Origin of the sequence: [Muricauda] lutisoli (nom. illeg.), assembly GCF_017313105.1 — a bacterium.
GTDB lineage: Bacteria > Bacteroidota > Bacteroidia > Flavobacteriales > Flavobacteriaceae > Flagellimonas > Flagellimonas lutisoli.
This window is the reverse complement of sequence record NZ_JAFLND010000003.1, coordinates 344,013-367,640: the sequence shown is the minus strand read 5'-3', so window position 1 is coordinate 367,640 and position 23,628 is coordinate 344,013. Positions and strand designations below refer to the sequence as shown.

The window sequence follows — 23,628 nt, the reverse complement described above, 5'->3', positions numbered from 1 at the left end:
GAAAGGCTTAAAAAAAGTAAGGTGGAGAATACTATTGTGTTCAGTCTCATTTGAATTGTTATTGTGAATTCTTTACCCAGTTATGTTTTAGTTTGGGAAGCAATAAATCAACTACCCTTCTCTCGGCAAACTTATACAAGATGAACAATCAAAATCTTAATCTTCTTTAAGAAAAACTGGCTTGGGTTTAGAAATGCATCTTCATGCCTTCATGGGTACCCTTGAACCCGAGCGACTCATAAAAACGGATAGCATCCGGGCGTTCTTTATCGGTGGTCAATTGAAGTAAATGGGCGTTTCGCTCCTTTGCTCTCGCAATGGCCCACTCAAAAACTTTTTTACCGATGCCAAGACCACGATGTTCTTTATGAACGCGTACCCCTTCAATCTGGGCTCGAATACCGCCTTGGTAGGTCAAATAAGGAATGAATGTCATTTGAAAAACAGCAATGATCTGCCCGCTTTCGTTTTCAACCACCTTCAGTTCTTGGTTGTGGTCCGAATCGATGCGCTCAAAGGCATCATAATATTCTTTGGGCAATGGGATGGTATAGTTTTCCCGCTTACTGCCCAAAGCGTCGTCGGCAATCATTTCAACGATGGTCGGCACATCCTTGGTTGTTGCTTTTCTAAATTTCATGACCTTAAGAGTTGTTAATTGGCGCCAATGTTCTTCTCCATTTTTTCTTTTATGGGTCTGAAATCCACCCAATATATCCCCATCATCATCTACTCCCCTATGGAAGAACAAATACTTGCCATCCGGGGAAACACTTGCCGTCATTTCGGTTTGATCAGTGTTTATTTTAGGTCCCAGATTAAAAGGTTTTGTCCACGCACCATCTTTATTAAAACTGATGTACAAATCACTTTCCCCATACCCTGATTCATGTTCAAAATCATAGATCATATAACTTTCGTCCGGTGCAATAAATGAATGAGCTATCAATTTGCCCGAAGCGTTTATTTCCCCTTCCATTCTTTTGATACTTATATATTGACCATCTTCCTTAATTGAATTATAAATAACCCAATCTTCTGGTTTGTCACCTTTTTCTCCAGTGGTAAAATATAAATTACCATTCTCTGAAGATGTTAAGTACATTATTACAGACCTGTCCACAAATGGCTTTTCCAATGGTTTTGGCTTACTCCAACCGTCGACGCTTTTTTTACTGTACCATTGATGTAACCCTGTTGATCCAACTGTATCGTTAAGGGGCCTTAAACTTCCAAAATATAGTTTATCTCCTTTAGGGTTGATATGGGGCTCAAAATCCCATCCTTCGGTTGCAGTAAAAAATGCTGATTTAGGTTTAGACCACTTGCCATCAGTTAATTTCATGGCATAAATTTCATTGTCCTCTTCTGGTTTTCTCCGCGTAAAATACATTTCGTCCATTTCTGGGGAGAAGGTAATGGCAAAATCCTTCGCTTCTTTTATGGAAACAACTCCAGGACCAAAAACCAATGGCTCATCCGTTGGGATTTGATCGTCCAACAACGAAAGGTTCGATCTTTCACTTTCCCGACAGGATGAAATCAAGAAGATCAGTAAAGATAAAATGACAGTGGATTGTATTTGATTCATGCTCGTTTTTTTGTTTGATGATTGATAAATATAAAGATTATTGCCGCTATTTCTTCTTTAATAAAGTTGTGACCAATAGTAGCGTAAATGCAAGTCCAAATCCTAAAATACCAATATTGATTCCGAAAAGTGTTTTCTCACTCCCGTCCAAATATTTCATAGATCCGCCATATAGATCCTTCAAGCAAAAGGCCAATAAGAAGCCACCAGTAACCAACATACTTGTAACTGCACCGATTTTTATTTCCTTTTTTATCCAGACCAGCCATAGACAAAACAACCCAATTCCTGAGTTGGTAATCAATTGCCAGACTTCATGAATCCTCATATGGGGCGTCCAATCCGGATTGAACACGTGGGTGTTGTTTATTTCCAAAAATGGAACCGCAATGGCATACAGCACAATGCTGAAGGTGATTATATATTTGTTCATTTTATGATTGATTATTATTTCAATTTCATATGTAAAATAGGGAAAGGTCAATTTTAAAAGCATTCATGGTCAATGTTATCCTCACTTGATGAAATAGAGTCGAAACAACATGTATGCTTACTCATTAAAATTGACCTTGGTTACTGTTCAAAGTGAGCTTTGGTAAACAGCGTTTACTGAGCCGTTTGCATCACTTTATTCCAAACACCTGTTTTTGCTGTTTCCTTCACGTACTCCTCGAAACTCTTTGGCTTGCGTTTGAGCACTTTTTCTATATCGTTGGTGGTTTCTGAAACCATAGGATTTCCCAACACTTCCGTGAACAAATATTCGATCAACCAAACAAAGTCCGCTGGTACACCATGTTCTTTCATGGCCACCACATATTCTTCAATGGAAATCGGAGCAAAACCTATTTCTCTGTTTGTGGCTTTCGCAATTTCCGCAATGGCTTCCTTAAAAGAAAAAGTCGTTGGACCCGTAAGCTGATAAATATGCCCATTATGCTCATCATGAAGCAGCGCTTCCACTACCACATCGGCAATGTCGCCAGTATCCACATAAGGCACTTGCACATTTGCTTGTGGCAATGCGACAAATCCCTGTTGGATAGGTTCCAAAAAGAAACTTTCGCTAAAGTTTTGACTGAACCAACTGGCACGTACAATGGTATAATCCAATCCCGAGTGAATGACCACCTGTTCACAAAGCTCTGCTTCCCGTTCACCCTTCCCAGAAAGTAGCACCACTTTTTTCAAGTTCTTTTTCTTTGCCATATCGATAAGTTGTTCAATGGATTGTAATGCTCCGGGTACTGCCAGATCGGGCTGATAGGTGATGTACATTTTATCTACTCCTTCAAGAGCTTCTTCCCAGGTATCTTCATTGTTCCAATCGAATGCTGGTTGTGATGATCTTGAACCTATTCTTACGTTTTGGTTGAGGAATTCCAAACTTTCAACAACCTTACGTCCTGTTTTACCGGTTCCTCCGATGATTAAAAAATTGTCTTTTTTCATGATTATAAATTTATATTTGAATTGATTTGATTTTGTAATAGGGCAAGGATCAGTAGCAAAAATGATAGTGCCGAGGTAATGGTCCTAATCAGATGTAGTCTGTTCCATTTGTTCTCAAAGCTGTTTCGTAGTGCCTTCAACTGATCTGCGGAAGAGTTTTCCAGATTGGTGCTTTCCAACATCTCATTTAGGGGTACGTTACCAAATATGGTAATCACCACAACTCCGGCCACAAATAGTATCCCTGCTGCAAAAAGCATCCAAAAAACCAGGTTGGGCTGTTGTCTGTTGAGATATATGTTGGCAATGTGGGCAAAAAACGGTCCAAAAAACACCACCAAAAAAAGCGGGTTGATAATGGCCCTGTTCATTTCTTGAAAGGATTGTAAGTATCCAAGATCATCCAAACGACCTATTCCCTGTGTTATGGCGTTGGTCCAAGTAAAGCAAAGTCCTGCGGTTAAACCTGTAAGCAAGATGGTGCTAATCGTTGTGATTGTGTTTATAGAGAATTCCATGGCAGTCTTATAATCGGTTTATGGATTTTACTTGTTCCGGACGGACCCTTGCATACCAATAGAGGGTAGCAACAGCCACAAATTCCAATGCTATCAACCAGAAATCGGCGGAACCAAAAAAGCTGGCGTAGGTTCCACCGTAGGGGATAATCAACATGGGAACAGTGATCAAGGCATCCAATGTGGCACTGGACAATAACATCAACAATCCCAGAACAAATCCCTGAGGGGACTTCTCTTTTTTATAATACATCCATGCTCCCAACCATACCAATGGAGGGACAACCAATGCCAATCCTATATTGGCCTGCAAATAGCGGTCTTCCATAATCGGCAACATGTATATGGCCGAAAAGGCAGAAACTCCAAGAGTCCAAACCAAGGTTCCAATTGCCAAAGCTTTTACTGTCTTCATTTTTCCTGTTTTTTAGATTACAGGACAAAACTACACTGACGGTCAAGCCTTTATTTATTCCAAAAGGAGTATGATTTGTTGGAAAGGGAGTTTACTTGATTTGGCTGGGACGGTAACCAAATTTTTTCTCGAAGGCATTGGAAAAGGAACTCAAACTATCATAACCAACATGCCATGCCGCTTCCTGTACGGTTGCTTCTTTGCTACTGATAAGTTCATGGGCGGTTTTCAAACGTTCGTTCTGTAGGTATTTAAATACCGGCACCCCAAAAAGTTCTTTAAAATTCTTTTTAAGGCTATAGCTATTCAGGCCTATTTTGCGCGACAGCTCGGACAGTGAAGGAGGATTATCCAGGTTACCGATCAAAATTTCCTTGGCCTTATACAACTTATCCCGTTCCGCAGTATTGATTTTTTCAGTTTGCAAGGTGGCCAATTGTCCGAAAAAATGGGACAGCAAGGCCGTCATTTGGCTACGGAAGAACATCATTTTGGTTTTACCGTGGTATTGCATGTTAAAAACCGAATCCACAATCCGATCCATATCGGGGGTCATAAAAAATTTTGGTCCTTCCACATAGTGATCCGAAGGATTTACCAATTCATTCAATAAGGATGAAAAAATTTCACCTTCTTCATTGGGGAGATTGTCCAAGTTTCTCAAAGCGGTTGCAATAAGGACACACCGAAGTGGCTTTTCTGGCGAAACGGTATGCTCGAACTCAACATTGGAATCGGCATAAAATGAAAGTGCCAATCCTTTTGTATAATTGAACGCTTTGGTTTTACTACCGTATTTTACCTTTAGGTCTACATTGCCCGATCCATAAAAAGCAACGGCAACTACGGGTTCATCAAAGTAACAGGCATCCACAACAACATTTGTGCTGGTAGCTTCCTCTACCAATATGGTGAAATCGTTGATATCAATAAAGTCGCGGGTCATAACAATGATAAAATCCTTTAAAGATAAACAACCTACCATAAACACCATCTTTAAAATAATTTACACATCTCTACTCCTTGCCTCTCAGTTAGTATGCTTTTTCATAATGAAATTACTTTTCTTATTTTCACAATAAACGTAAGGTCAGTCTAGGACGGCTAGCTTTGACATGGAAAAATCCTGCTTTACTTTTTCATGAGAGAAATTTGATTACATCTAAATAATTGGAAACAACCATTTTTATTATTGTACCTAGTGGGGTCCACCCTTTGGACCTAACCGGTCCTGCCCAGGTTTTTTATGAAGCAAAGACCCTTGGTGCCGATTTTGAATTGACATATGCAGGAATTGAGAACGTGGAATCGATACATTCCAGTGCAGGGATAAAATTCGGGGGATTACGTTCCTGGCAAGATATCGCTCTAAAGGAAAATGACATTATTATTTTACCTGGTGCACAAATGGAACAGATGCAGAAGTACAACCGAGACACGTATTGCGATTTTTATGATTGGTTGGTGCTTCAATATCGAAAAAAGGTGTGCTTATGTTCTATTTGTACCGGAGCCTATTTTTTAGGTGTTGCAGGATTGTTGAACGATTCATCATATACCACACATTGGCGTTATCACGATTATTTTCGCAAAGCCTTTCCCTATGGCAAACTGGAAACGGACCATTTTTTTGTTTCAAACGGCAACCTGATTACCAGTGCAGGCATTAGCTCTGGGATAGATCTATCCCTACATCTTGTAGAAAACCGATATGATAGTGCCTTGGCGGCCGAGGTAGCCAGAGAGTGTGTCCTCTATCTTCGTCGTGGACCATCTGACCCCCAGTTATCGGTGTTTATGGATTACCGAAATCATATTGATGATAGGGTTCACAAAGTGCAACAATATATTTCTGAAAATTTGGATACTTCGTTGCGAATTTCAGAATTGGCCGAAATTGCAATTACCAGTCCCAGAAACCTTACACGTAGGTTCAAAAAGGTAACAGGTATTACCATAGGCACCTACATTGACCGCCTTAGAGTTGAATATGCCTATCAACTACTAAAAAAAGGCTTGGTTTTCTCCTCCGTTACACGGCAATGCGGTCTAAAAAGCGAAGAGCATCTAAGAAATTTACTCAAAAAACATCGAAATCAACTCCCTTCGGACATTCTGTCCTAATACCAAGGTATTGTGTCCTTTTCTTGACATTAGCTTTTCAAGTTATTTGTACCTGTAATCAAACTACATGATTTAAGTATGAAGTCTAAAGTAACGTCAAACAGGTTAAAAAGCAATGTTGTTTTATTAATGGTCGCCATGATTCCTCTATTGGAAGCCAAGGGAGCTGAATCAGATACGATGTACTCCCCAATACAATCACCATCAATCTGTCAAACAAGTAATTTAAAAATGAACCCCACCCCAAAAAAGCAACTACGAGTCGCGGTATTTCTACATGAAGGGATCGAGATTCTAGACCTTGCTGCACCGTTGGAAATATTTACCATTGCCGGAATGAACGTATTTACAGTAGGAATCACCGACCAGCCGGTAACCAGTCAAGGAGTACTTACCCTAACCCCCACCTACACCATAGAAAATGCTCCAAAAGCCGACATTGTGGTATTCCTTGGTGGAAATGGGAGAAGAGCATCTGAAAACACAAAAATTACAGATTGGATAAAGAAAATATCCCCGGAAACAGAACAATTTGTTTCAATTTGCACTGGAGCCTTCTTCTTGGCCGAATCGGGTCTGTTGGATGGTAAAACCGTAACCACCTTTCATGATGCAGTGCCACAACTTAGGAAAAAAGTCAGTAATGCAACGGTTCTGGATAATACAAGATTTGTGGACGACGGTACCATTTTCTCTACAGCTGGTGTTTCGGCCGGTATTGACGGAGCCTTGTACTTGGTGGAAAAATGGATGGGGAAAGATGTAGTACAACAGGTTTTGGAATATACAGAGTATCAATGTTGGGATCGGGACTCAGGGCTTATCCTGAAGCATTGAAGACTATCCCAAGGACATTTTTATTAAAATTCAAACAAAAAAAACAAACACAATGAAAACATATTTGATATACCTCGGTCTTTTGATTGTATCATTTTGGTCCTGTAAAGAATCAAAGAAAACAATGGATGTTACGCAATATCAATGCGTACCCTGCGATCTTAGCTGCGATAAGGAAGTTTTCGACCACGAGGGAAAATGTCCTCATTGCAACATGGCCTTGGTCCCAATTGCAGATGAAGACTTTTCCATAGATAAATTAACATTGCACCAAGGGTCAGGATCATTTCCCATGCAAGTGAAAACAGAAAGCTGTCCAAAAGACATTTACGTATTCTATCACATGCCCAAAAATTTTGATCCAGAATCCAAGGTCCTGATTGTAATTCCAGGATCGGGTCGCAATGGTGACGACTACCGTGATACGTGGATAAGAGCTTCTGAAAAACACAATATATTGGTTCTAGCTCCAATATATCCAGAGCCTACCTTCGGATTTGACCAATACCATCTTGGAGGAGTATTGACCGACTTGAACATTATGGAAATTGCTACACCCGTAAAAGGCACTAACCAAGTTCGCCTCGACGAGTCATTGCTTCAATATAAAACGGTCCCAAATAGTGAGTTTTGGATTTTCGACGACATGGACCATATTTTTAACGCTGCAGTTAAAGCGACAGGGTCCCATGCCAAAACTTATGATGTATTTGGACATTCGGCCGGGGGGCAAATCCTTCATCGATTTGCCATTTTCCATCCAGAATCAAAGGCAAATAGAATTCTTACCGGAAATTCAGGGTTCTATACCCTACCGGATTTGGAGCATCCACTATTTTTTGGGTTAGGCGAAAGCCCTATTAACACAAAGAGCCTAAGAAAATCCTTCAAGAACAAACTGGTGGTTTTTCTTGGGGAAAAGGACAATGCTTCAGAAACAGGAGGCACTTTATTACTATCGCCTACGGCGAACTTGCAAGGACATCACCGATTGGAACGAGGACACTATTTTTACAATTTTTCCAAAAAACTTGCCGATTCCCTTCAGGCTGATTTCCAATGGAAGCTTCATGTGGTCCCCGGCGTTGGGCATGAGTACAAGAAAATGAGTGCGGCGGCGGCGGAATACCTTTATTCTTTGGGCGATTAATCATTTTTAAACAATACCATCCAGAAGAAAGGTTTATCAACCGTCCAAAATAAAAGGTTCGCAGATCAATGTTTTGCTGGATAGGTAGGAGACAAATACTTTTCCTATTTTAATTGCTTATGTATTAAGCAAAGTATAAGCCAAAAAACAATCCCTGCAAACACAAATTTGCAGGGATTATCAATTCAACCTTAATTGAAATCAATCATTGGACATTTCAACTTCCAACAACATGGTATCCAGCTTATCTCTGCTAAACCAAGTACCTTTGAGCATAACCCCTTCAATTGATTTTGTATTTCCGATATCTTCAAGTGGGTTTTTATTCAACAAAACCAAATTTGCATTTTTTCCCTCAGAAATTGTTCCTTCAGAAGCCAAAACATCTAAATATCTAGCTGGAACAATTGTGCTTGATTTTAATATTTCATAGGGTGTTAAACCCACTTCTTGTAGAAATTCGAATTCCTCATGCAGTGAAAATCCCGGAATCACCATTCCAAAGGTGTCACTACCTGATAGCATGGGTATATCATATTCGGACAATATTTTGGTGAATACCTTCATCCATTCATAATAACTTTCGAAAAACTCCAATGGGTCCATTCCCAAATCAATTCTATCCTTGCCATTTGCAAAATCTGCGCGGTAATGATTTTCATCGGACAACCAATACATAGCATCCTTTTCCCGAAGATATTTGGCCAAGTCATTTGCTTTTAATTCTGTGAACCTTTCTTCATCAAGATACTGGGTTATCATTTCGAAAATCACTAAAGTGGGAGCCACATAAACTCCGCTATCCTTGATCTGTCTTGCAGCTGCATTTAGAAAATCCAAATCATGGTTTAAATAAGTGAAATCTTCTGAGGTATTAAAAATATAAATGAACTCCTCCACGTGTTCAATGGATTTCATCCTTAATGAGAACTCCAATGGCAATTTATGTTGTGCATGACCGATAACAGGAATGTTTGACCTTTGTGCCTCTTCCAGCAAGTTTAGATAAACTTCTTTGGCAATTTCCCTTCCATCGCCAATTTTAATAAAATCGTAACCTCTGTCCTTATGCTGCCGAACAACCGCTATGACATCTTCAATGGTTTGCAACCTATCGGCTTGCAAATAGGGTCCCGTGGTATAATAGTTTGGACCAAATAAATGACCTTTATTGATTTTATCCCGAATTGCAATATGATCCTGCCCAACATATTCGCCCATGTTTCTTACCGTGGTAATACCGTTGGCCAACAATAGTTTGAACTCGGTTTCTATATTCCGATCATTGTTTCTCCAATGATAGTGCATCTCGGAAAGTCCGGGTATCAAATATTTATCTGTTCCATCAATCAGCAAATCAACAGGGGTTTTAGGGTTGATTGTGTCGGTTACTCGGATGTCCATTATCTTACCGTTCTCAATCAAAACATCCTGATGTTCAAGAACATTCTCCTCATGCATTGGTATGACATTGACATTTTCAATTAAAGTGGTTTTTACCGTGTTCTTGTTCAACCATACATTTCTTAAACGTAACTTGAAGGGTTCCGGATTATCGACTGATACAATGTGTCCGTCTTGAATGATCAATCCAACCTTATCCAAATATTCTTGATAGTTTATCGGTTGGGGACCCACCACATGTTTTCGCATAAACGAACCGATAGAAGGATAGGTCATCTCTGTGATATCCTCAATCAATTCATCGTCCATGAACGGGTTATTTTTGCCATATTTTTCAGACAGCTCTTTTATCAACGACAATAAACTTCTTTTCCCATTGCTTTCTTCCCGCATCAGGATATCCAAACACATTGCAATTAGTGCTCCCTTTCGATATACATTGGGGTAGTTGACTTTAAATTTTTTAGTTAAAATGTTTTCACTCATGGTGGTGAAACTCAAAGAATCATTAAATTTTTTTGAATCTTTGATCTTATAGGCCATTTCACCATAAAAATCCTCCTCCGAGACTAGGTGCTGATCAACTTTGAACAGTTTGGAAAAATATTCGGTAACCCCCTCGTACAGCCATAGATGTTTTGAAAATGTTGGTTTATTGTAATTAAAATAATGAATGTCCTCAGAATGGATCGTCATGGGTGTCACGATATGAAAAAACTCGTGCGCCATCATATCGAACATGATGCTATATAGCTTTGTTTCTTCCCAATATTCCGGCATTACGATCACTGTGGATGTATTATGTTCCAGTCCACCAAATCCTTTTGGGGAATCCTCCTTACCATCTGACAAGTACACTATGATGCTGTAGTTTTTGGCACCTTCAAAATCCTTGAGATAGGCTACTTGGGCCTTCAACATTTGTAGCAGGCTCTTTTTTATCTTGTTGGCAGTATAAAGTTGGTTGGGAGAATAAACACCCAATTCAAAATTTACATTGCCCACTTCAAACCTTTCGACATCCAAATCGCCAAGCATCACGGGATTGTCCGTAAGGTAAAAATAGCGCGGGGCGATATATTTTAAGGTTCTTTTTTCTCCATCAACTGAGAGTTCTTTGGTCGAATACTTTAAGGCTGACGTATATTTAAAATTTACGGGAGTTGTTATCTCCAGTTCATAGGGACTGTTTTTGAGCGAATCGAAATAACCCACAAAACCATGGAGATTCAAGACAAAAACACCTGGTTCAATGTTTGTACCGGACGGTGAAAGCGGAATATTTGGAGTGCCCGACCTTTCCATATCAAAAGTATCGTTTACCCAATACTGAATCTTGTCCAGATTTTGTGCATTGCGGATTTCCCAGGAATTGGCATCCATCTGTAATACCAACAATTCGTTGCCATCGTAATCAAAGGCTTTAAATTGTTCAATAAACCTACCATAGTTTCCAATAGCATAAGTTCCTTGAACAACCTTGGGCAACCTATAAACAACCAAATCAACATCAAGGCTGTCGGGATTGACCGTAACAGGGACTTTATCATTGGCCGCCATGGTCAAATCTATGGAAGCAACTATTTTGGGTTCCACATTTTCTTGTCCACTTACACGAAAAGTACTCAATGTCCAAATGACAAATAGGACAAAGAAAGGGGGAATTACATTTTTCATTTTGTTCAATTATTATTAGTCCAACATGGTTCATCCAATTCATGCATTAAAGGGAAGGGAATACAAAATCTTGAGGTACCCTCCTTCCCTTCAGAACCACAAACCATAGCAAACTATATTTCCAACTAATTGGAATGACTTTAGACCGCTTCTTTTACTTGATAATTCCCAGGAACAAACCTGAAGGTTTTCATCAAGCGGGTCCATGTATTGATTTGGGATATCGCCAACGTTAAATAGCAAATCTCTTCCTTGCTAAAATGCGGGGTCAATGCATCAAATGTTGCTTCGGGCAAAGGATCTCTGCTCAACTTGGTAAGTGTATCGGTCAGGTTAAGTGCCGCCTCTTCTTTTTCGGTGAAATATGGGGTCTCTTTCCATACACATAAGGAAGAAAGCCTTAAATCCGACTCTCCAAGGTGTTTTAGTTCCTTGTGGTGCATATCCACACAATAGGCGCAACCATTTTTTTGGGCAACCCGCAATCTTATCAATTCCAACAGCTTAATTCCTAAAGGGGATTGATTGATGAAATTTTCGGTTGTCATTAAATTTTCGAACATTCCTTTTGGAATATCTTGATAGGTAATTCGTTCCATAATATTTGTTTTTGATGTTTTTAATTATTGTTATTTCATGATTGTTTTCATTCGTAGCTTGTCAATTTGATTTTTACACCGGGATTACTTCCTTATTTTTCATTCTTTCTGGAATCAACGGGTCATGTGAAGGCAAATAAATAGTTGGGTTTTCTCTTGAAAATGCCAGTATGTTTTCAAGGGTTCCAATGCTCTCAACAGTACCTATTCCATCAGGCACCATATTGAGCAGATTTTCTTGGGTGTAAGAAGTGTCCCCTGCCAAGAAATAATATATCCCATCTATTTCTACTATCACGGAAATGTGATTGGCCACATGCCCCGGAGTGGCAACGATCATTACTTTGCCGTCCTTGGTAATGGGCATACTCCTATCAAATGAAAAATAAGGTTTATCCGGAAGGTCTATGAGTATTGGATCAAGCCATTTGGGCCATCTGTGCGGTAAATATCCTGCCAGGATACCTTTTAATCCGGATGCATTTTCAAACTCTTTCCTTTCAATAAGAATATCAGCATTGGGAAAATGATGTAAGCCTCCGGCATGGTCTGTATGTAAATGCGTTAATACTACCTTATTTACATCTTTCTCGGGATCAATTCCCATTTTTAATAATTGTGGACCAATTTCATCTTCTGGCTTTACATCAAAATCTACGGCCAATGCGTAATAAGGGTGCCATTTCGGAAGATATCCTTTTACACTTGTTTTATAGGTTTCGCCCGTGTCAACGACTATGAAACCTTCTTCATGTTCAATCACCCATGCATAGATCGGAACCCAATCGGCCCATTTTCTACTGAACAATACTTTGGCCATTGGAGGGATGACTCCTTTGGTCCTGCTTATCTGACTTTTTTTGATTCTAACTTCCCCTGTTTGTATTCGCTCTATTTTCATTACCTACATCTTTAAATTTTCAATACTATTTGGGTAATTCTTCAGACACCATTGCTAGGCCCCACATTTGGTTTCGTACTTGGTCTCATTATTTTTCACCTCCATCAATCCTGAGCTACAAACCCCGGTTTCGGGCAAGTGTAATTCCACATTTTTTGCGCTTACATAATCCCCGTTTATATGGGCGACAATCGACCTTACCTGTTCGTATCCTGTTGCCATTAAAAAGGTGGGGGCCCTACCGTAACTTTTCATGCCCACGATGTAAAAATCTTTTTCCTTTTGCCTTAGTTCTGCCTCACCATGGGGACGAACAGTTCCACAGCTATGAATATTGGGATCGATCAAATCTGTCAATGCCGGAACACATTCCAAAAATGAATCGGTTTCGAATCTGACTTCCCTTAAAAAACTAAAATCGGGCCGTGTGCCGGTACTGCTGATTATTTCATCAATTCCACTCAATTGGAATAATTCTTCTTGTTTAGTGCCCCTGATGAGCAATCCATTTATTGTTTTTCGTATTTCATCGATGTAAACCGGTGTGTGTACTTCCACGGCACCACTATTGACCAGCTTTTCTATGGCAATGCCCAAAGCTCCCCTAGATTTAAATTCATCGGCCTCTAGACCACCATAAACATCTTCGACTCTTTCCTTTCTCAGGATCCAATGAATCTTGGTATTTGGAAATTCCTTGGAGATTGAGTTCAGAGCCAATATGGACCCAATTGCCGAGTGTCCTCCTCCAACGACCAAGATGGATTTGTTAGCGAATGTTTCCCGTGCCTTGCCTTTAACGTCGGGCATTCCATAATGTATGAATTTACGATTCTCAAGTTCGCCAACAGCAAATATCCCCCCAGAACCCATGGGGTTGGGGTTATGCCATGTGCCTGAAGCATCTATCACCCCTCTTGCCGAATATGTTTTAAATTGACCATTTTCTTTTACCTGAATGGAAAAAGGCAATTTTTCCCTACCAAGGGTTTTTGTTTTATCCAGTCCTTTTCGGCCTACGGCCAGAACCCGGGAATTTAAATGGATGCTTTCTTTTATCCCTTTCAATTCTGCGAGTGGTTTCAAATATTGATGGACAATTTCATTTCCGCAGGGAACACGTTCTTTGTTGGGAATTCGAACCATTGCTGCTCTTAACAACTTTTCCGCAACTTTGTCGATATTGTATTCCCAAGGAGAAAATAAATTCACATGCCCCCACGAAAGGATGTTGGCCCCGACTTCTTCTGCAGATTCGAAGAGAACAAAATTTTGGCCGCAATTTTTTAAATGAGCTGCTGCTGCCAGACCAACTGGACCACCTCCAATTATTGCTATAGGTAATTCAAGGATTTGAGATTTTTTTGTTTCATCAAACTTATTCATTTTGTTTGAATTTATGTACTATATTGGTTTTTTTAGTACTAGTGGTTTAAAAAAATTTAGTCTACCATGATACCATTAAGAAAAACATTCGTTACCTCAGTATAAATGTCTTGACTGTTCATGTTCAAAAGATCGATATATCTATTTTTTAAGGGCAACTCCATAAGATTGAAATAGATTGCGATAATTACATCCAGATTCACATCACTTTTAACAATACCTTCGTCAATTCCAATTTGGAATAACCTTCTATAATACTTATTGATTCGCTCTATTCTGTTCTTTTGATATTCATCCCAGATATCAGGTGTGTTTATTTCTAAATCTTTTAAAAATTCCTCACTGACATTCAACAATAAATTTCTGGTGAAATCAGAAATAGCGTCTAGCTTTCCTTTAAAGTTATTTTGATCATCTTCTAAAATTTCTTCGAGTTTAGCGTTTATTTCTTTGTTCAAACTCTCCATAACAGCCTTGACCAATTCTTCTTTGGAAGAAAAATGATTGTACAAGCTACTCTTACTGGTCCTGAGTTCCTTAACCAAACTATCCATGGATACTTTATAGAATCCATACTTTAGAAACTTCTGTTTGGCTACGTGCAATACTCTAGTTCGAACATTCATGATAATATGTACTATTATAGTTCATTTAGTACAAATATAGACAAAATTTTTTAATTTCATTTAAATCATCCCATTTGGATAGGAATTAAGCCTAATAAAAAAACCCTTCCAAATCAAACGACTTAGAAGGGCTTTTGTTGACCCACTAGGACTCGAACCTAGAACGACTGGACCAAAACCAGCTGTGTTGCCAATTACACCATGGGTCAGTGCCTTATTTGAGCGTGCAAATTTAAAACAAAGTTTGGTTTCAACAAATATTTTTGGCAAGAATACATGCTATTTTTCTTTATAACGGGTGTTAAAGGTTTTCCAAAAAGCGTTAGGCTTCTGTTCTATATTTACTAAATTCGCCACAATTCGGTTAACAACCAACTCTATGTTTGCAAAAGACTTCAAAAAATGGGACACCATCCTCGGGTGGGTTTCCTTCGCCATCGCGTTTATAGTTTATGCCCTGACCGTTGAACCCACAGGAAGTTTTTGGGATGCAGGGGAGTATATTTCCACCTCGGCAAAATTGCAAGTAGGACACCCTCCAGGAGCTCCATTGCTTCAAATGATAGGTGCTTTTTTCGCCATGTTCGCCTTTGGTGATGAAACCAAAATAGCACTGATGGTCAATGCGGTATCCATAGTTTCAAGTGCATTTGCGGTTTTGTTCACCTTTTGGACCATTACCAATCTGGTAGGAAAAATGGTTACCAAAAAAGGTGATTTATCAAACAGTAAGGCCATTGCCATATTGGGAAGTGGTCTTGTTGGAGCATTGGCCTTTACTTTTTCCGATAGTTTTTGGTTCAATGCCGTGGAAACCGAAGTATACGCCATGGCCAGTTTAATTATGGCTCTATTGCTATGGTTGGGTTTAAAATGGACAGACAATTTGGGCGACCCCAGAGGACACCGTTGGCTTATGCTTATCTGTTTTGTAATCGGGCTGACCTTTGGAATACAGTTTATGGGATTCTTGGCAATTCCGTCCATTGGGTTGCTCTATTACTTCAAAAAATACAAAACCACTACGGTAAAGAACTTTTTACTGGCCAATATTGCCGTGGTGGCCGTTCTTATTTTAGTTTATAAATTCTCATTGACCTATGTATTGGAGCTATTTGGTTGGAGCGAGGTATTTTTCATCAACGAAATTGGACTTCCGTTTAACTCAGGTTCCATTATTATGGGGCTCCTTTTTATAGCTGCTTTTTATTTTGGACTGAGATATACCCGAAAAAACAATTACTACAATGCGAACATAATTGTTATCTGCCTCATGTTCCTTATTCTTGGCTTCTCCTCTTGGTTGATGCTACCCATAAGAGCTAATGCAAAAACCGTAGTCAACGAAAACAACCCTGCCGATGCAAGGGCCTTGCTGGCATACTACAATAGGGAACAATATCCGGGTGTGGACAGTCCAGTGTACGGAGCGTATTATTCGGACACCTTTGCTCCCGCCGGAGAAGACAGGGATGACAGCCCCAAATATGAGAAAGATTTGGAATTGGGGAAATATGTGATCGTAAATCATTACAAAGGAGCTATTCCAGGGCCCAACGAAAAACACGTGGGCATTTTACCCAGAATGTGGAGCGATCAGCATGCCGAAAACTATATGCGCTATTTCGGAGCGTTGGATTTCCGGATTAAATCAGAATATATCTCGAACAACGACCTTCGCGAAGCTGTAAATCAATTTAAAACAGCTTACTCCCAAGGCGAGTTGGATAGTGAGCAGTACATTCGCTTTTTGCGTGAGTTTGGGGAATACATAGAAGTAGAGCCACCAACATTGGGGCAAAACCTGGAGTATTTATTCGATTTCCAGTTCAGTTACATGTACATGCGGTACTTTATGTGGAATTTTGTTGGAAAACAGAATGATGTCCAAGGTCGTTACGATGAAAACGGTAATTGGCTAAGTGGTATAAATTTTATTGATAGTATTCGACTGGGCAGCCAGGAAAACCTCCCCAGTGATTGGAAAAACAACAAAGGCCGCAACACCTATTTCTTCTTACCACTGCTTTTGGGAATTCTAGGGATTGTCTTTCAAATATCCAAAAACCAAAAACAGTTTTGGGTCCTGTTCGTATTTTTCATGTTCACGGGACTTGCCATTCAATTCTATACGAACCCATACATCTTCCAACCCCGGGAAAGGGATTATTCCTTGGTGGGATCCTTTTACGTTTTCTGTATTTGGATAGGGATCGGTGTTTATGGCCTATTTGAAGAATTTAAAAAATTGATTTCGGCTAAAATTGCAGCACCCGCTATCACAACATTATGTTTGTTGGCCGTTCCCCTTTTGATGGGATATCAGAATTGGGACGACCACGACCGTTCCAATAGGTATACCGCACCATCCACCGCAAAAGCTTATCTCGACTCGTGCCAAGAAGATGCAGGAGCCATACTCTTTACCATTGGAGACAACGATACATTCCCAATTTGGTATGCTCAAGAAATCGAAAAATACAGAACTGATGTTCGAGTAGTCAACACCAGTCTTTTTGCCACCGATTGGTATATAGATCAAATGAAGCGCAAAGCCTACGAGAGCGATCCAATCCCTTCTCAACTCACCCATGACAAGTATAGTTATGGAACAAGGGATGCCGTGTACTACAGGGGAATAACGGACAATCGTTGGAACATCAAGGATTTCATGAACTGGATCGGGAGCGATAAGCCCCAAACAAAATTCAGGCACATTTTAAGTACCCAAGGAGCCGATTTGAATCAATATTCGGAAAGCACCCTGGACATTGTGTACTATCCAACCAATAAAATCAGGATTCCTGTCAACAAAAAGAATGTATTGGAAAGTGGTCTGGTAAAAGAAAAGGATTCTGCCCTAATTGTGGATTATATCGATATTGATCTGCCACAAAGCGCACTTCCCAAAAACAGGATATTAATGCTGGACCTAATTGCCAACAACGATTGGAAACGTCCGATCTATTTTTCTGGGGGAAGTTTTGATAGTGCTGAATATATTTGGATGAAGGATTACCTACAGCTGGATGGTCTGGTATACAAATTAGTGCCCATTAAAACCCCGAACCGAAACTCCTTTGAAATGGGTCGTATTGATTCGGATTTGATGTACGATATCGTGAAAGACTGGGATTGGGGCAACTCTGGAAGTGATAAAATTTATCATGACCCACAAACACGATCACAAGGGTTGTCATTCCGAAGCAATTTGGCCCGTTTGATGGAAACGCTGATCGAAGAAAATAAGATTGACAAGGCCAAGGATGTAATCAACATCGCCATGGACAATATGCCGGTAGACCATTATGGCTACTATGCTTTTGTTGAACCTTTTGTAGATGGGTATTACAAAGTAGGTGAAACCGAAAAGGCCCGAGAACTGTTCGAAAAACTCAAAAAAGTATATCAAGAACATCTGGAATATTACGCCAACATCCCTCTGGACGAGCAATACGATAAAATTGACGACATCCTATCCGATATGCAGGCATACCGAAGAAACATTGATATCCTAATCGATAACGAGGACAAACAGCTCGCTGAATCCGAGACCATTATTTTTAATGAATATATAGATATGTTCTCGCAGTTTGTGGATGATGGAGAAGATGTACTGGACGAACCAATGCCAATGGATCCGGACATGGGAGATTCGACAATACAACTGGAAACAACGGATAGCATACCGGAGTCTATAATTCCGGATGAAGAATAGTAAAAAAAAAGCGAGGCCAAAACCTCGCTTTTTTATTGGATATATTCATTTAGGATTCCTATGAGTGTATTAGCATCTTGCTCACCACTTTGGCGCCATACCATCTCTCCTTTTTTGTAAATCATTAAAGTTGGCAATCCCTTGATACGAAGTGCCTGTGAAAGTTCCTTGTTCTTGTCCACATCAATTTTTATAACCTTTCCCTTATCGCCAAGGGCTGCGGCCACATCACTCAATACAGGATGCATGGAAGTGGATTGTTCGTTCCATTCTGCATAAAAATCTAACAATACTGGAACTTGTAAATCTATGAGTTCACCAAATTTGGACATGTATTCTAAGGTTTACAGTCAAAAGTAAGAAAAAATGTGAATGTTTTACATCCAGTATGTTACTTACACTTACCTACAATGAATTATATACTCGGTGGTTCAAAACCAATCAACCTCATCATATCAAAAACGACGATTTCATTAGGCTTCCTTCTTTCTAAAGACCAAAAATCATATTCTGTTTTAAAAATTGAATTTTATCGTTATTTAACGGTTAGTTGTCAGGGTATTATGTAGTTCATCGGATTTATGACATTTATCATTACTTTTAGTCTACGTAGTTTATAGGTTTATACCAGAAATAACTTTACAGCAATTGACTGACCATTAACTTATTATTCAGCCACTTACTGTGTAAAACCTCAACAAATGAAAAATATTCTTTTTACACTTGGTGCTCTTTTCATGACCACAGTCACATTTTCGCAGGCCGGACATATTATGCAAGGTGTTGGCTCGGTAAATATGTCAATGGGAGGTGCAGCAACTGCACAGCCTGTGGATATCTCCGGGGCATTGCATTGGAACCCTGCAACCATTTCCGCATTCGATGAGGACATTATCAAATTGGATGTTGGACTCTTCTTTTCCTCTCCAGAACTAAGTTCTACCGTTCCTGAATTCGATAATGAAGGACAGCCCACGGGCAACTTTTACAGTGGAACTACCGAGGATGACCGTGGAATTTCCCCGCTACCCGCACTTGCAGCTGTGTGGAGCAAGCCCGACAGCAAACACACCTTTGGTGCATCTGCCTTCGGTATTAGTGGGTTTGGCGTCACTTTCCCTGAAAATATGTCCAATCCCATAAACATGCCCCAGGCCAATGGTGGATTTGGTAGGATTGAATCCGACTATATGCTTTTACAAATTGGATTTGCTTGGGCCTATGAAATTACTGATGAACTTTCAATTGGGCTACAGCCAACATTCAATTATGCTGCTTTGGAATTAATGCCAAATCCAACAGCGAACCCGAACCAAGCTGGTTACCCTTCAACCGATAAAGCTTCTGCATATGGTTTTGGTGGACAACTTGGATTATTTTACAACTCTAAATCTGGGTTTAAAGCCGGAGTTTCCTATAAAACAGAACAAAATTTTGGGGAGTTTGAATTGGAAAACACCTATTTGGACGGTTCTACTAGCACCAACAACTTCACTATGGACTATCCCTCCATTTTCTCCGTTGGTTTAGGGTACTCATTAGGAACCATAGACCTTGCTCTTGATTATAGAACTGTGGATTACGAAAACACAGATGGTTTCTCTTCAGTTGGTTGGACACAAACAGGCTCTGTGGCCGGGTTCGGATGGGAAAATATCACTATAATTTCCGCAGGGATTCAATATAAGGGAATCAATAAACTTCCTTTACGTTTTGGATACACCTACAGTTCCAATCCAATCAATAGCGACGTGGCGTTCTTTAATATACCCGCAACGGCAATTATTAAAAATGCGTTTCAAGTTGGGCTAAGTTATGAAGTGAGCGATAGGTTCCAATTAGACGTACTTTACCATTATGGTTCAAGTGGCGATGCCACTTCGGGTCCAGTACTGAACCCACAGTTTATTCAGAACTCCCCACCTTATGGAGCAATTCCGGGCAGTGAAGTATCTTATGACATGACTACCTCTATGATAGGCATAGGGGCTTCATTAAAGCTTTAAAAGATAATTAGCAACATAACCAACTTAAACTAAAAAAGGCACTGAAATTGATCAGTGCCTTTTTGTTTTGTTAAAGTTTGGTCTAAGCCAGTCCCTTTTTCTTCAAGGTAATCACCGAAATCTCCGGCCAAATACCAAAACGGCCTGGGTAACCTATAAATCCAAACCCTCTGTTTACGTTAATAAACTGCTCCATTTCCTTATAAATACCTGCCCAATATTTGTAGCGCCATTTTACGGGGCTCCACTTTACCCAACCAGGGATTTCGACACCAAATTGCATACCGTGGGTATGTCCGCTCAAGGTCAAATGAAAATGGTAATCATCATGGATCACTACATCTTCCCAGTGCGAAGGGTCGTGGCTCAACAATATTTTAAAATCTTCTTTGGAAACGCCTTCTTTGGCTTTTTCTAGATCACCTGCTTTCTTAAATCCACCACGGCCCCAGTTTTCGACCCCGACCAAAGCAATCTTTTCACCATCTTTTTCCAAATATCGATTGGAATTCAATAATAGATCAAAGCCCATTTCCTTTTGCATGGTCTTTAAGTCCTCCAAGTTCTGTGCTTTTTCTTCTTCGGTATCCCAAACAGCATAATCACCATAATCGTGGTTGCCCAAAATGGAGTATACCCCATCCTTGGCATCCAAACGAGAAAAAACATCTTTCCATGGTTCCAATTCCTGGGAGCGGTTGTTTACGATGTCACCTGTAAAGAAGATCACATCGCTTTTTTGTTCATTGACCAGATTCACCCCGTACTCCACTTTTTGGTAATCATCAAAACTACCACTGTGTACATCGGAAATCTGCGTTATCTGATAATTATGGAAAGCATCGGGTAGGTCATCAAATTCCAATTCGTACTTCAATACTTGATAATTATATTTTCCGCGGTACATTCCGTACAGCAGGGCACCAAAAGGCAAAGCCGCCAAACCAAGGGCAATACCGCTGATGAACTTTCTCCGCGAAGGAAAATAACCCGTATCTACATCGGAAACCCCAACAATCTTGTTGTATCCATAACCTACTACGCGAATAACATCCTCCAACAAAAGAAAAAAGCCCAACACCATTGCCAACAAAAAGAAAGCTGCAAAAATAGTTCCTGCAATCGCTGCGGTACCCTTAAACCCATCACCGGGGTCGTAGGTCATTACTTTTATGGTCAAAAAAATCAAGGCGCCCAAAAACAGAATAATATACGCCCATTGCATTAACGGGCTCTTGAACAGTGTACGGAATGCCTGAAAGCCATAAACGGCCAGCACCACATATAGGATTGCCAAAATGATAAATCGGGACATACAATTTTTTTACAAAATTAGTGCTAATCTGCTATTAAACAGCGTATTTAAATTTTATTTAACGGCTTTGACCATAGAAGCAAGCGTATCTAAATTCGAAATGGCAACCTTGTTCTCCACCAAATGCTTGCTGGAATTCATACTGATTTTCCCTTCCAGATTCAGTTCATTCCCAAATGAAGTGCCCGAACAGTGAATAGCGCTCAGACCGATATCCTTGAATTTTAATGCATTATTGGGCGATGCTCCTCCCCCAGCCATAATGGTGATTGATGTTTCTCTTTGCCATACACCTAAATTTTTGATCCCCTTTTCTGCCGATGGTTCTCCACCAGAGGTTAGAATGGTCTGAACCCCAATTGCTTCAAGCTGCTTGATGGCTTCCAAAGGCTCTGAAATCCAATCAAAAGCTCGGTGAAATATAAAATGCATTGGTGTTGCCAATTCCACCAAGGCTTTTGTTCTTTCGACATCAACGGAAAAATCTTCCATCAAAATTCCAGAAACAATGCCATGTACCCCTAATGCCTTGCACGCCAAAATATCGGCTTTCATCACTTCAAATTCAGCATCCGAATAGGTGAAATGCCCACCTCTTGGACGAACCAGGACATGAATAGGAATGGTCAACTCCTTTTTTACCAATTGAATCAATCCAGCGGATGGGGTAATGCCCCCCACACCAAGCTCCGAACAAAGTTCAATCCTATCCGCTCCTGCCCTCTCAGCATTCCTTGCCGATTGCAAGGAATTGGTGCAAACTTCTACAAGCATATTGTATATTTATATTTCCTAAAATTAAACATACCAACCCATGGAACGACGCAAATTCCTTAAAAATTCCAGTCTGTCCGCCGCAGGACTGGTTTCCGCCTCCACACTGGTCGCCTGTAAAACGGAGCCAAAGCCCGAAACTGTCCCAGCAGCAACAATTCCAACCCCTGCCCCCATAAAACCGATCGTGGTCTGCACTTGGAATTTTTTCAAAGCTTCCGAAAAGGCATGGGAGGTCCTAAAATCTGGAGGTAACGCCCTGGATGCCGTGGAACAAGGTGTTATGGTCGAGGAGGCCGATGAAACCAACGAGACCGTGGGCAAGGGCGGGCGACCCGATCGTGATGGGAACGTAACCTTGGATGCTTGCATTATGGACAAGGATGGCAATTGTGGTTCCGTGGTATGCATGCAAAATATTGTACATCCCGTTTCCGTTGCCCGAAAGGTGATGGAAGAAACCCCACACATCATTTTGGCGGGCAAGGGTGCCGAAAAATTTGCCTACGAACAAGGTTTTAAAAAGGAAGACCTGTTGACCGAAAGCACTCGAAAACAATACGAAGAATGGTTGAAAACTTCCAAATATGAGACTACCATCAACATAGAAAACCACGACACCATTGGTATGCTCGCCATTGATGAAAACGGGGATATTGCCGGGGCCTGTACCACTAGCGGTATGGCCTACAAAGTAGCGGGGCGCGTTGGTGACTCCCCCATTATTGGCGCTGGACTGTTCATCGACAACGAAGTGGGCGGTGCCACGGCCACAGGGGTCGGTGAGGAAGTGATTCGTACTGTAGGCAGTTTTTTGATCGTGGAATTGATGCGACAAGGAAAAAGTCCACAGGAAGCCTGCGAGGAAGGCGTAAAACGTATCATGAAGAAAAATGAAGGTCGAAAAGATTTCCAAATTGGGTTCTTGGCCATCAACAAAAATGGGGAAACCGGCGGTTACTGTGTGCACCCGGGATTTACTTATCGTGAATATTCCGACAATGGGCACGAAAATCGAGAGGTGGTCAGTTTTTATGAGTAGACCTTTATACCGTTTTGCCCTTGGGTTCAACTATCGGATGCCGAGACCTCTAAAATCTAATAGCTCTCATCTTACATCTTTTTAAACCGCAAT

The 23,628-nt window shown here is 40.4% G+C and carries 20 protein-coding genes and 1 tRNA gene; 6 read left to right on the top strand and 15 right to left on the bottom strand.

Features of this window, described 5'->3' with window-relative positions:
• Positions 1-187 precede the first annotated feature (187 nt).
• The 6 genes from J0X13_RS12575 to J0X13_RS12550 form a co-directional block, all read right to left on the bottom strand.
• The gene (locus J0X13_RS12575; protein WP_207071761.1) at positions 188-1,591 is read right to left on the bottom strand and encodes a GNAT family N-acetyltransferase; all 1,404 of its coding nucleotides are present in this window, start codon (positions 1,589-1,591) and stop codon (positions 188-190) included.
• Between the two features lie 46 nt (positions 1,592-1,637).
• Entirely contained in the window at positions 1,638-2,024 is a 387-nt protein-coding gene (locus J0X13_RS12570) for a hypothetical protein (protein ID WP_207071760.1), read from the bottom strand.
• Between the two features lie 173 nt (positions 2,025-2,197).
• A complete protein-coding gene (locus tag J0X13_RS12565; RefSeq protein WP_207071759.1) occupies positions 2,198-3,043 on the bottom strand; it encodes an NAD(P)H-binding protein in 846 nt (281 codons plus the stop codon).
• 2 nt (positions 3,044-3,045) lie between these two features.
• The gene (locus tag J0X13_RS12560; protein WP_207071758.1) at positions 3,046-3,561 is read right to left on the bottom strand and encodes an anthrone oxygenase family protein; all 516 of its coding nucleotides are present in this window, start codon (positions 3,559-3,561) and stop codon (positions 3,046-3,048) included.
• Between the two features lie 7 nt (positions 3,562-3,568).
• Entirely contained in the window at positions 3,569-3,976 is a 408-nt protein-coding gene (locus J0X13_RS12555; protein ID WP_207071757.1) for a DUF5367 family protein, read from the bottom strand.
• A 91-nt stretch (positions 3,977-4,067) separates the two neighbouring features.
• Positions 4,068-4,961 (bottom strand): helix-turn-helix domain-containing protein, encoded by an 894-nt coding sequence (locus J0X13_RS12550; protein WP_242535723.1) that lies wholly within the window; start codon positions 4,959-4,961, stop codon positions 4,068-4,070.
• Positions 4,962-5,146: 185 nt separating this feature from the next.
• On the opposite strand from J0X13_RS12550, the gene J0X13_RS12545 reads away from it, so the two are divergent.
• The 3 genes from J0X13_RS12545 to J0X13_RS12535 all read left to right on the top strand — a co-directional run bounded on the left by J0X13_RS12545 (position 5,147) and on the right by J0X13_RS12535 (position 8,087).
• A complete protein-coding gene (locus J0X13_RS12545; RefSeq protein WP_207071756.1) occupies positions 5,147-6,100 on the top strand; it encodes a GlxA family transcriptional regulator in 954 nt (317 codons plus the stop codon).
• A gap of 78 nt (positions 6,101-6,178) precedes the next feature.
• The gene (locus J0X13_RS12540; protein ID WP_207071755.1) at positions 6,179-6,937 is read left to right on the top strand and encodes a DJ-1/PfpI family protein; all 759 of its coding nucleotides are present in this window, start codon (positions 6,179-6,181) and stop codon (positions 6,935-6,937) included.
• Between the two features lie 52 nt (positions 6,938-6,989).
• On the top strand, positions 6,990-8,087 hold the full coding sequence (locus tag J0X13_RS12535; protein ID WP_207071754.1) for a heavy metal-binding domain-containing protein: 1,098 nt from the start codon (positions 6,990-6,992) through the stop codon (positions 8,085-8,087).
• 201 nt (positions 8,088-8,288) lie between these two features.
• Here J0X13_RS12535 and J0X13_RS12530 read toward each other — a convergent pair whose 3' ends face one another.
• The 6 genes from J0X13_RS12530 to J0X13_RS12505 form a co-directional block, all read right to left on the bottom strand.
• Positions 8,289-11,168 (bottom strand): M61 family metallopeptidase, encoded by a 2,880-nt coding sequence (locus J0X13_RS12530; protein ID WP_207071753.1) that lies wholly within the window; start codon positions 11,166-11,168, stop codon positions 8,289-8,291.
• Positions 11,169-11,308: 140 nt separating this feature from the next.
• Positions 11,309-11,767, bottom strand: a complete 459-nt coding sequence (locus J0X13_RS12525) for a carboxymuconolactone decarboxylase family protein (RefSeq protein ID WP_207071752.1) — start codon at positions 11,765-11,767, stop codon at positions 11,309-11,311.
• Positions 11,768-11,840: 73 nt separating this feature from the next.
• Positions 11,841-12,668 carry an N-acyl homoserine lactonase family protein gene (locus tag J0X13_RS12520; RefSeq protein WP_207071751.1) on the bottom strand — a complete coding sequence of 276 codons (828 nt, stop codon included), beginning with the start codon at positions 12,666-12,668 and terminating at the stop codon, positions 11,841-11,843.
• A gap of 54 nt (positions 12,669-12,722) precedes the next feature.
• Entirely contained in the window at positions 12,723-14,054 is a 1,332-nt protein-coding gene (locus J0X13_RS12515) for an NAD(P)-binding domain-containing protein (RefSeq protein WP_207071750.1), read from the bottom strand.
• 56 nt (positions 14,055-14,110) lie between these two features.
• Positions 14,111-14,680: a TetR/AcrR family transcriptional regulator gene (locus J0X13_RS12510; RefSeq protein WP_207071749.1), complete on the bottom strand. Its 570-nt coding sequence runs from the start codon at positions 14,678-14,680 to the stop codon at positions 14,111-14,113.
• Positions 14,681-14,817: 137 nt separating this feature from the next.
• Positions 14,818-14,889: transfer RNA gene (locus tag J0X13_RS12505), tRNA-Gln, on the bottom strand.
• A 170-nt stretch (positions 14,890-15,059) separates the two neighbouring features.
• Between J0X13_RS12505 and J0X13_RS12500 the strand changes: the two genes are divergently transcribed.
• The gene (locus J0X13_RS12500; RefSeq protein ID WP_207071748.1) at positions 15,060-18,398 is read left to right on the top strand and encodes a glycosyltransferase family 117 protein; all 3,339 of its coding nucleotides are present in this window, start codon (positions 15,060-15,062) and stop codon (positions 18,396-18,398) included.
• 32 nt (positions 18,399-18,430) lie between these two features.
• Here J0X13_RS12500 and J0X13_RS12495 read toward each other — a convergent pair whose 3' ends face one another.
• Entirely contained in the window at positions 18,431-18,730 is a 300-nt protein-coding gene (locus tag J0X13_RS12495) for a thioredoxin family protein (RefSeq protein WP_100817192.1), read from the bottom strand.
• Between the two features lie 369 nt (positions 18,731-19,099).
• Here J0X13_RS12495 and J0X13_RS12490 point away from each other — a divergent pair, with 369 nt between their 5' ends.
• Complete coding sequence (locus J0X13_RS12490) at positions 19,100-20,404, top strand: OmpP1/FadL family transporter (protein ID WP_207071747.1); 1,305 nt, start codon at positions 19,100-19,102, stop codon at positions 20,402-20,404.
• A gap of 82 nt (positions 20,405-20,486) precedes the next feature.
• Here J0X13_RS12490 and J0X13_RS12485 read toward each other — a convergent pair whose 3' ends face one another.
• A complete protein-coding gene (locus J0X13_RS12485; protein ID WP_207071746.1) occupies positions 20,487-21,719 on the bottom strand; it encodes a metallophosphoesterase in 1,233 nt (410 codons plus the stop codon).
• 54 nt (positions 21,720-21,773) lie between these two features.
• A complete protein-coding gene (locus J0X13_RS12480; protein ID WP_207071745.1) occupies positions 21,774-22,493 on the bottom strand; it encodes a copper homeostasis protein CutC in 720 nt (239 codons plus the stop codon).
• A gap of 40 nt (positions 22,494-22,533) precedes the next feature.
• On the opposite strand from J0X13_RS12480, the gene J0X13_RS12475 reads away from it, so the two are divergent.
• The gene (locus tag J0X13_RS12475; protein WP_207071744.1) at positions 22,534-23,535 is read left to right on the top strand and encodes an isoaspartyl peptidase/L-asparaginase family protein; all 1,002 of its coding nucleotides are present in this window, start codon (positions 22,534-22,536) and stop codon (positions 23,533-23,535) included.
• Positions 23,536-23,628 lie beyond the last annotated feature (93 nt).

What these genes read in the sequence shown, in the direction of transcription:
- J0X13_RS12520 (WP_207071751.1), bottom strand. Translation starts at nt 12,668, where the DNA reads ATGAAAATAGAGCGAATACAAACAGGGGAAGTTAGAATCAAAAAAAGT.
- J0X13_RS12490 (WP_207071747.1), top strand. Translation starts at nt 19,100, where the DNA reads ATGAAAAATATTCTTTTTACACTTGGTGCTCTTTTCATGACCACAGTC.
- J0X13_RS12555 (WP_207071757.1), bottom strand. Translation starts at nt 3,976, where the DNA reads ATGAAGACAGTAAAAGCTTTGGCAATTGGAACCTTGGTTTGGACTCTT.
- J0X13_RS12560 (WP_207071758.1), bottom strand. Translation starts at nt 3,561, where the DNA reads ATGGAATTCTCTATAAACACAATCACAACGATTAGCACCATCTTGCTT.
- J0X13_RS12565 (WP_207071759.1), bottom strand. Translation starts at nt 3,043, where the DNA reads ATGAAAAAAGACAATTTTTTAATCATCGGAGGAACCGGTAAAACAGGA.
- J0X13_RS12485 (WP_207071746.1), bottom strand. Translation starts at nt 21,719, where the DNA reads ATGTCCCGATTTATCATTTTGGCAATCCTATATGTGGTGCTGGCCGTT.
- J0X13_RS12515 (WP_207071750.1), bottom strand. Translation starts at nt 14,054, where the DNA reads ATGAATAAGTTTGATGAAACAAAAAAATCTCAAATCCTTGAATTACCT.
- J0X13_RS12510 (WP_207071749.1), bottom strand. Translation starts at nt 14,680, where the DNA reads ATGAATGTTCGAACTAGAGTATTGCACGTAGCCAAACAGAAGTTTCTA.
- J0X13_RS12530 (WP_207071753.1), bottom strand. Translation starts at nt 11,168, where the DNA reads ATGAAAAATGTAATTCCCCCTTTCTTTGTCCTATTTGTCATTTGGACA.
- J0X13_RS12550 (WP_242535723.1), bottom strand. Translation starts at nt 4,961, where the DNA reads ATGGTAGGTTGTTTATCTTTAAAGGATTTTATCATTGTTATGACCCGC.
- J0X13_RS12475 (WP_207071744.1), top strand. Translation starts at nt 22,534, where the DNA reads ATGGAACGACGCAAATTCCTTAAAAATTCCAGTCTGTCCGCCGCAGGA.
- J0X13_RS12535 (WP_207071754.1), top strand. Translation starts at nt 6,990, where the DNA reads ATGAAAACATATTTGATATACCTCGGTCTTTTGATTGTATCATTTTGG.
- J0X13_RS12500 (WP_207071748.1), top strand. Translation starts at nt 15,060, where the DNA reads ATGTTTGCAAAAGACTTCAAAAAATGGGACACCATCCTCGGGTGGGTT.
- J0X13_RS12540 (WP_207071755.1), top strand. Translation starts at nt 6,179, where the DNA reads ATGAAGTCTAAAGTAACGTCAAACAGGTTAAAAAGCAATGTTGTTTTA.
- J0X13_RS12525 (WP_207071752.1), bottom strand. Translation starts at nt 11,767, where the DNA reads ATGGAACGAATTACCTATCAAGATATTCCAAAAGGAATGTTCGAAAAT.
- J0X13_RS12480 (WP_207071745.1), bottom strand. Translation starts at nt 22,493, where the DNA reads ATGCTTGTAGAAGTTTGCACCAATTCCTTGCAATCGGCAAGGAATGCT.
- J0X13_RS12495 (WP_100817192.1), bottom strand. Translation starts at nt 18,730, where the DNA reads ATGTCCAAATTTGGTGAACTCATAGATTTACAAGTTCCAGTATTGTTA.
- J0X13_RS12575 (WP_207071761.1), bottom strand. Translation starts at nt 1,591, where the DNA reads ATGAATCAAATACAATCCACTGTCATTTTATCTTTACTGATCTTCTTG.
- J0X13_RS12570 (WP_207071760.1), bottom strand. Translation starts at nt 2,024, where the DNA reads ATGAACAAATATATAATCACCTTCAGCATTGTGCTGTATGCCATTGCG.